This is a genomic window from Catenibacterium sp. UBA627 (assembly GCF_002299355.1).
GTDB classification, from domain to species: domain Bacteria; phylum Bacillota_I; class Bacilli_A; order Erysipelotrichales; family Coprobacillaceae; genus Catenibacterium; species Catenibacterium mitsuoka.
On the sequence record NZ_DBPF01000117.1, the window covers coordinates 1 to 8,657 of the forward strand.

Genomic DNA, 8,657 nt, shown 5'->3' on the forward strand with positions numbered 1-8,657 from the left:
ATGTCTACACCACATCTTTTATTCACAATAGCGATTTCTCTGACTGTTTCAGTATCTGCACCTTCCTGGCTTGTACCGATTGCAGATAATGCTAAAGCGTTATGTGCATGAATATATTCGCATGCTTTAGTAACTGTTGCTTCAGATAATCCAGGAACAGTATTCACAGCTGGCATTAAGATGACATCAGCCCCTGCATCAATGAATTCCTTGATTGCTTCTAAATCTACAACAGGTTCATTGACACCTGCACCATGCATCTTACCGGCAATAATGAGGCCCTTGAAATATTTCTTGGCTTCTTTAATTGCAGCTGCAATAGAATGATTAGATACGCCAACACCTGGGTTACCTGTTAAACAGATGAAGTTGAATCCTAATTCCTGTGCTTTCTTAAATGTTTCAGCAGTTGCCTGTCTACCAGACGCAATTGTCTGTCTTTCTTCAAGCATATCAGCATCTAAGTCTACTGGTTCAAGGTTACATCCTACTGGTCTACCAATCAATTCCTGTAACTTCTTAACTGGTTCATCACATTCTGGTAAACCATTGATCACTGGATTATTGCAATCAAATACATTTAAAAGAACCATATCGCTACCAAAAGAAACAGCAAGTTCCGCATTCGTTAAGTCTCCTAATAATGGCGGAATAGCCACTACTGTTTCAGTCATGACAGTTCTTCCTTCACATGCAAGAATAGACTGTTTTAATTCTTCTCCATTCATTGCAAGCATTTCACTTGTTGTACAATTCAATAATCTTTTCATATTTTATTCCTCCGTAATTGCTTACATTATACTACATCTATCCGGAGATTTCTTCTATATAATATTTAATTTATGTAAAGCTTTGAAAATACCATCTTGATTATTGGTACTTGTTACGTCTTTTGCGATATTTTTAATATCATCAGGCGCATTTCCCATCGCAATACCCATTCCTACACTCTCTAACATCTCTTTATCATTATAGTTATCACCAAAAGCGACAATATCCTGTTTATTAATAGAATAATAGTCACATAGATGATTAATGGCATCTGCTTTAGTGACTCCTTCATTCATGATTTCTATTAAGATATCTGAAGAGCAGGCAATAGAACAATGAGGAAATCTGTCTTTTAAGCTTCTTTCTATCTCTTTTGTATAAAGAGGATTACACATACATAATAGCTTATGTATTTTTCTAGAAGGATCTAAAGAAGAAAGTGTACCTTTCTGTGCTTCTGCTTTTACTATACGTTCTTCTCTTAATACACGAGGATCATCTTTGTCCTCAACTAGCCAATCATGTAATGCATAAATATTAATAGTACAATCAAACTTCTTTTCTTTAATAAAAGTAATGACTTCTTCTGCCTGTTTATAGTTCATCCCATTTTCATATAATACCTGTCCCTTTTCATTTAAGATGAGTCCTCCACTAAAACAGATCATTGGACAAACAATATCATTCTCTTTCAGTATTGGATAGATACCTTCTGGACTTCTTGCAGAGACAGGTAAAAAAGGAATATCTAAAGATTTAATAGCGTCTCTTGTTTTAGGACTTATACGATGGTCATCTGTAAGTAATGTGCCATCAATATCACTTAATATACATTGATACATATTGTTACCTCCAAAAAAATGAGCATCACAATCAGTGATGCTCATATAATTGAATTTATAAGTTGATAGGATTATTGAATTAAATCTAATATCTTATTGACGTTGTTTCTACCATTTCTAATTCCAAGCCCAATAATCACAGATATGATTACACAAAGCACCATACCAACAATACCTACGATTCTTGTTATGAGAGATGTAGGTCCAAATAAAATGAACGTAAGGAATAATGAGGAAAAAATGATTGAACACTTTAGCCATCTCTTTAAGTTGTTAAGCATCTTTGTTTGATATTTTACTTCTTCTACATAATGTGATTTAAGCTCTTTATTCATGATAGAACGCTCCTTTATATTAGTATTTTAATCCAGGGTTGAAGAATCCAACGACTACACCTACAAAAGCAATGACTACAAGTAATAACATTACTTTGATAGGAGACATTTTCTTCTTAGCTAATAGATACCAGCAAAGAATAACGAATACTGCTGTTAAGAATCCAGGATAAACACCATCTAATGTTTTCTGTAATTCTAAGAAAGGTTTAGTTGCACCAGCTGCAGTCATTGTGAATGAAGTTTTGATACTTACCCAAGTAGCTGCAACAGCACCAATAACGATACCACCAAGCATTGTGATAGATTCTCTTAGTGCTTCACCCTGAGGACCTACTAAGAAGTCTACGGCTTTACCACCAAGTTCATAACCTTTGAAATATAAGAATTTCATACCAAAGTATGCGAATAAGTTCCATACGATGATATAGAAGATAGCACCAAGAGGAGAACCTCCAGTACTCATACCTAAAGCGATACCTAATAAGATAGGAATAACAGTACCTACAACTAATGAGTCACCAATACCAGCGATTGGACCCATTAAACCAGCACGTAAACCATTGATTGTTTCATCATCTACGTCTTCAGCACCGTTTGCACGTGCTTCTTCAAGACCAGCAGTTACACCAACGATAACAGTACCTAACTGAGGTTCAGTGTTAAAGAAAGCTGTATATGTTTTTAAAGCTTTTGCCTGATCTTCTTTTTTGTCATATAACTCTTCGATAATTGGTAACATTGATGTTAAATAACCAAAAGTCTGCATATGTTCCTGTGAGAAACATGTAAGGTTACCATAATACCAATGATGGAATGATTTTGATAGAGTTTTCTTTGAAATCTTCTTTTCCATTTTAGATATCCTCCTCGTCATCATCATCTAAATCATCTGCAGCAACAACAGCTGTTTTTGATAAAGAAAGCATTTTGATCTTGTAATTGATTAAAGCGAATAATGCAGCAATTAATGTTGCAGATACTAAGTTAATGCCAAGTGAAGCAGCTAAAGTGAAACCAAAGAAGAATGGGATGAAATCTACTGCTTTAGTAACAATCTGTTTTAATAAGATAGCAATTCCGACACATGGTAATAATGAACCAACAGTGAATAAAGTCTTCATAGCAAGACCATCCATTGGTAAGTAGTTCTTGATTAATTCAACCATTGGTGCACCCATTTTACACATGATTAATGTTGGAATGAATGAACAAATGATATGTGAGATCCAAGGAAGTACCCAGTCAACTGTATATAATTTCTTGAAATCACCTTTTTCAACTGCAGTCCAGCCAATATGCTGCCATGCTAAGTTGATAGTCGCTGTTCCATAGAATAATACTGTACCTAATGTACCAACCATTGTACCAAATGAAGTAGCAAGACCCTGAGCTTTAACTGAAGCAGGATCTAAACCATAAGAATGAATCGCAATCATTGCAAGTGGAATACCAATGTAGCTGACAGCACGAACGTCTGCAGATACTGTTCCACCAGGAGTAACTAATGCGATATAAACTAACTGCATAGCGATACCAACAAGAATACCTGTCTTTAAATCGCCTAAGATAATACCACAAACTAAACCACCAACTAAAGGTCTACCTAATGTGTAGTTACCAATAGAAGTACCACCTAGACCTGGCATACTTGATAAACAAGCAAATAAACCAAGTAGGGCAGCTTGAAACCAACTAATTTCCATAATTTCTTTCTCCCTTAAATATAATATTTGTTAATAACCGAATTTACCTTTGAAGTCATCCCATGTACCAATTGATACATCTGGTAATAAGGCAAATTTGATTTTATAACCTGCTTTAGAAATTCTTTCGAATGCATCTGCTTCTTCCTGAGTAATAGACTGGTTATTACCAAGCTTTACAGCGCCTTCACGGTCATTACAAGGACCAACAATAACTGTATCAATACCACACTTGAATCCCTGATCTACTAGGATTGTAGCCATATCAACAGGATTCTTAGTGATTAAGAAATACTGAGTATCAGAGTCTAATACCTTCTGAGATTTCTTAGCGAAAGCATCAAGTGTCCAGACAAATGTCTTTTTACCACTTGCAGCTTTATAAGCAGCCTTTAATACGCTGTTATCTGCTGCTTTATCATTAACAGCAATTAATCCATCACATGGATATTCTCTTGCCCAGCGAGTACAAGTCTGACCATGAATCATACGGTCATCAATACGAATAAATGAAACTGACATTTTTGTTTTCCTCCTTAAATATCGTCTTCTTCGTCATCATCTTCTGATGCGAGCTTAAATTCTTTTAATGCTTCATGTGCTTCACCAAGTACTGCCTGAGGAAGCATTTCCTTATCCATGTTATCCTTCATTAATACTGTAGTTAATGCAAGTGGAAGGTTCATACCACCAAGGACAACTGTATTATTTGTTAAACCTTTTTCATTGATTACATTGAGTGCAGTAGTTAATGGTGATCCACCAATTAAGTCACCAAGAAGAATGATTTCATCTTCTGCAGTAATTGGACTTACTGCTTCTTTGAATACTTCTGCGAATTCATCTGCAGTCTTACCATTTTCTAATCCAACTGCAATAACTTCTTTCTTTTCTCCAGCTAACATAGCAAGTGCATTGGCTAATCCCTTAGCAAACTCACCATGGCTTACAAGTACTACATATTTCATTTCTTTTCTCCTCCTGTGACTACATTCTAGCATTCAAACGCTTTCATTCCATCTGTCAAAAGTCATGACTTCAATATGACATTTGTCATATTAAAAAAAGAGTGGCCAAGCCACTCTATTCATTCAGGTATTTATTCACTTGTTTTTGTAATTCTATTAAAGAGAGATCGAAATCATCACTTGAATGAATCATCTTTATCATATTGGTATCAATCATCGTCTTCGCCCCATCATATTTCTTAAACTTTTCACGGTTACGTGCGCCCAGTAATGCCTGATTTAATAACGATATACTGATTTTAGAATCACCTGTTTCTTCATCGAGCATATCAATGATTGTTTGTGACTGTGCAACTTTCTTCAAAGGAGAAATTCCTTGAGAGTATTGTGTTAAAGAATGCTGAGTTGTTTGATCATGACATAATTCTTTTAATAGATTCCAAGCCTGTGATTTATGATATGATTTTGCACTCATACCCATCAATAATGTAGACACCTGTGCACTTCCCTGATTCTTTGAGGCAGTAGGCATCTTTAAACAATCCCATTCAAATGTAGAATACTTTTTAATACGCCATGGATAGGGCTTATATGTACGATATACAGCTAAAGAAAGAGGTGAAAAAGCAACTAACCCTTTATCAAATTCTTCAGATGTGACTGTATGTCCTTCATTTAAATTATTGAGTTTACGATAAAATTCTATAGCACGCTTCACAGCACTCTGGTCTAGATAACATTTCGTTCCCTTTTCGTTAAAGACCTGTGCACCATATGCATAAATAGAATCAAGCCATCCATAATCATAATAGCCATAATAATTTGAAGAATACTCACTTACCTTTTTACATATAGAATAGAAATCATCCAATGTCCAATCATTATCAGGCATCTGAATATGACAATTTTCCAGAAGGGTCTTATTCACAAACATCAATGTCGGATTACATTCATAAGGCAGTGCATATTGACTTTTCGAATACGTTCCGGCTTTTAAAACACTGGAATAATAATCATCCGTACTAAAATTCTGATCAAAAGACGTATAACTGTCTATTTTAGCAAGTGCACCGATAGAACTCAATGTATTAAAATCATCATCAAGAATCATAAAAACATCCGGTTCTTCTCCCTTGACAATCTTATCTGAAAGCCATGAAGAATAATCATTCTTCATGATTCCACTCTCATACTTCACTTTAACCCCTGGATATTTCTTTTCAAATCGTTCTATAGCGCCATCAATGATTTTATAGCTCTCTCCGCTTGGTACATCCCAGTTGCTTCCTGAGAAAACACCTAACTCCAAGGTAATTGTATCTGGGTAATTTGCGACAATCATGAAAAAGAGTGAAAAAACAACAATAACGAGAAAAATCTTTGACCTATTCATCATCAAACGTCCTTGTCATAAGACCACTTTCTACTGCCCATATAGCCAGCTGTGTGCGGTCTCTTAAATTTAATTTAGAGAGGATAGAACTCAAGTAATTTCTTACAGTTCCTTCAGATAAGAAGAGTTTCTGGGCAATTTCTTTATTGGATAAGCCATAGCCCACATGCTGGATCACTTTCCACTCCGGCTTGCTTAATGTTTCTACATCCTTTTCATCTACTTGTATTGCATAGTTGTTCTGCTGCATCTTAGAGAACATACTGAAGACTTTTGTCGCAATATCAGGATTGATCATTGCGCCTCCCGTATTGACTGTCACAATCGCTTTATAGAGTTCATCCATCGATACACCTTTTAATAAATAACCACTTGCCCCATAACGCAAAGCACTAAAAACAAAATCATCATCATCAAATGTTGTCAAAATAATAATCTTTGTATCAGGATACTTAGATTTCACTTCTTTTGTCGCTATTACACCATCCATCTTTGGCATACGAATATCCATTAAAATAACATCAACAACATTTTTTTCTAAACATTTTAATACTTCAAACCCATCAGATACAGTCCCCACTACATCTATATCCTCATGTGTACCTAATACTATCTTCAATGATTCTCTAATCAGTTCCTGATCATCCGCAATCATTACTTTAATCATAAAGTTCTCCCTCCTGCATTGGAATTGTGACCACTGTTAAGAAACCATGATGTCCATCATATGTCACTTTTCCATTGATCATAGATAAACGTTCTGTCATCTGTTTTAATCCAAAGCCATAATGAATCTCTTCACATCCCTGTCCATTATCCTGGATTTCTAGTTTCAATTTCCGATCTTCTATATATATAGAAATATTAATATGCGTTGCATCTCCATGCCTTACTGCATTAGTAATACTTTCCTGAATGACTCTAAATAAAATATCTTCTTTTGTATTCTCAAAGTCCACCTTCTCAAGACGATAGTCTAAGGTGATTTCTAGATCACTGACACTGGTGAATTCTTCAATCATATTTTCTAATGCGCCTTTAAAGCCATGCTGTTCTAAAGCACCAGGTCGTAATTTATTCAATGAATTACGTACATCCACGATTCCCTGCCTTACAACTTTACTGATAACCATCAATTGTTGTTTGGTTGCCTGCGGATTGATATCGATCATCGCAATACAGGCATCAACACCTGCTGCAATTCCTGTTAATGCATGTCCTAATGTATCATGTATTTCACGAGCCAGTCTTTTTCTTTCTTTATCTTCTGCAATCTTTTCACTTACTGCAGCATAATTCTCTAATTCATGATTGACTTGATGAACCATGATTAATTCCTGTGTCATACGTTCATTTTCCTGTACTTCATTCGCAATATAAATCATCAAGAATAAAATAAAGAACAATAAATTCACAATATCTAGTAAATTGATTCCTACCTGTAATAACCCTCTTGTCGTACTTGTATACACATTGAGATATGCATCAGCATTCACAAGAGGAAATAATATACTGAAGAAATTATAGTTAGAAATAATAAGAATTAGACTTAACGGAATAGTCAGCCACTTAACATATTTATTCTCTTTAAATCTAAATAATGCATCACTGAATATCAAATAGATAATACCACTATAAATGAAATACAATGATTTCATAATAATAAAGCCTATAAGTGTTTCAATAAGTAGAAAGAGAATATTCTCAAATGGATATTCCTTAACACGATGATCAAAGAAATTCATAAGTATCATGATGATTATATATAAAATCAATGATTTAAAGAAAATAATGGATGGGTTTGTAGGAATATAGTTAAGAGAACTCAGAAAGTCTCGTGAGATATTATTCATAATAATATACTTGGTACTAAACATGAATATCATTGCATAACTTGTAATCATGACGAGATTCCAGAACATCATTATTGCACGTATTCTTTTTAAATTAAATTGTTCTAACATTACTGCCACCCCCTGACATTGAAGGTATCAATATTGTCTTTTGTGATAAGTGTCACAGGGACCTCTATTATTTCAGGCACATCTTTTCTATTGAGAATAGAATACATATTCTTTGCGGCTAATCTGCCAAACTGGATAGGTGACTGAGCGGCAGTCCCTGCCACTAAAGGACTCTGCTTAATGAGTGACTTCAAATCTGGTGTGCCATCCACACCATAAACAAGAATATTTGTGCGCTTCATTGACTCAATAGCGGCCAAAGCACCTAAAGCTGAAGGATCATTTAAAGACATAACAACATCTACTTTAGAGTGTCTTTCTAGAACATTCTGCATCACCGGCATCGCACGTTCAAGCTGTCCTTCACATTCCGCAGAATCCACAATATGATATTGTGGATTATTTTTAATTGTGTCTATAAAGCCTTGAATTCTAGATTTTGCTGATTCAGCAGTGGAATGCTTTAATAAGACGATATTTGCTGATTGAAGCCTCTTCATCATATCTTGTGCACATAATACACCCGCATCATAATTATCTGATTCAATCGTGCAATCTATAAAATCACCATTATCAACCGCAGCATCAATTGCGATAACAGGTATTCCAGCTTTTCTTGCTGATTCTAAAGAAGTCAGCTTATTAGAAACAATAGGATTCACAAAGATTCCATCCACC

General features: G+C 35.0%; 11 protein-coding genes. All 11 read right to left on the bottom strand.

All coding sequences use genetic code 11. The annotated features are described in order from the left end of the window. The coding region (locus tag B2S90_RS07530) for a haloacid dehalogenase-like hydrolase (RefSeq protein ID WP_286696818.1) at positions 1-770 on the bottom strand (770 nt) is incomplete at its 3' end. Positions 771-824: 54 nt separating this feature from the next. Continuing rightward, a complete protein-coding gene (locus B2S90_RS07535) occupies positions 825-1,613 on the bottom strand; it encodes a Cof-type HAD-IIB family hydrolase (RefSeq protein ID WP_286696819.1) in 789 nt (262 codons plus the stop codon). 71 nt (positions 1,614-1,684) lie between these two features. Continuing rightward, positions 1,685-1,948: a hypothetical protein gene (locus tag B2S90_RS07540; protein WP_055232834.1), complete on the bottom strand. Its 264-nt coding sequence runs from the start codon at positions 1,946-1,948 to the stop codon at positions 1,685-1,687. Between the two features lie 19 nt (positions 1,949-1,967). After that, the gene (locus B2S90_RS07545; protein ID WP_055232832.1) at positions 1,968-2,804 is read right to left on the bottom strand and encodes a PTS system mannose/fructose/sorbose family transporter subunit IID; all 837 of its coding nucleotides are present in this window, start codon (positions 2,802-2,804) and stop codon (positions 1,968-1,970) included. 1 nt (position 2,805) lies between these two features. Next, entirely contained in the window at positions 2,806-3,654 is an 849-nt protein-coding gene (locus B2S90_RS07550) for a PTS mannose/fructose/sorbose/N-acetylgalactosamine transporter subunit IIC (protein WP_055288733.1), read from the bottom strand. Between the two features lie 30 nt (positions 3,655-3,684). Beyond that, complete coding sequence (locus B2S90_RS07555) at positions 3,685-4,176, bottom strand: PTS system mannose/fructose/N-acetylgalactosamine-transporter subunit IIB (protein WP_055288734.1); 492 nt, start codon at positions 4,174-4,176, stop codon at positions 3,685-3,687. A gap of 14 nt (positions 4,177-4,190) precedes the next feature. Then, positions 4,191-4,622: a PTS sugar transporter subunit IIA gene (locus B2S90_RS07560; protein WP_286696820.1), complete on the bottom strand. Its 432-nt coding sequence runs from the start codon at positions 4,620-4,622 to the stop codon at positions 4,191-4,193. Between the two features lie 115 nt (positions 4,623-4,737). Continuing rightward, complete coding sequence (locus B2S90_RS07565; protein WP_286696821.1) at positions 4,738-6,015, bottom strand: extracellular solute-binding protein; 1,278 nt, start codon at positions 6,013-6,015, stop codon at positions 4,738-4,740. Further along, on the bottom strand, positions 6,008-6,682 hold the full coding sequence (locus tag B2S90_RS07570; protein WP_055288735.1) for a response regulator transcription factor: 675 nt from the start codon (positions 6,680-6,682) through the stop codon (positions 6,008-6,010). Before B2S90_RS07570 ends, B2S90_RS07565 begins: the two co-directional genes overlap by 8 nt. Further along, the gene (locus B2S90_RS07575) at positions 6,675-7,979 is read right to left on the bottom strand and encodes a sensor histidine kinase (protein ID WP_147556427.1); all 1,305 of its coding nucleotides are present in this window, start codon (positions 7,977-7,979) and stop codon (positions 6,675-6,677) included. The genes B2S90_RS07570 and B2S90_RS07575 overlap by 8 nt, the downstream gene beginning before the upstream one ends. After that, positions 7,979-8,657, bottom strand: a 679-nt coding sequence (locus tag B2S90_RS07580; protein ID WP_286696822.1) for a substrate-binding domain-containing protein, incomplete at its 5' end; no start/stop codon positions are given. The genes B2S90_RS07580 and B2S90_RS07575, both read right to left, overlap by 1 nt.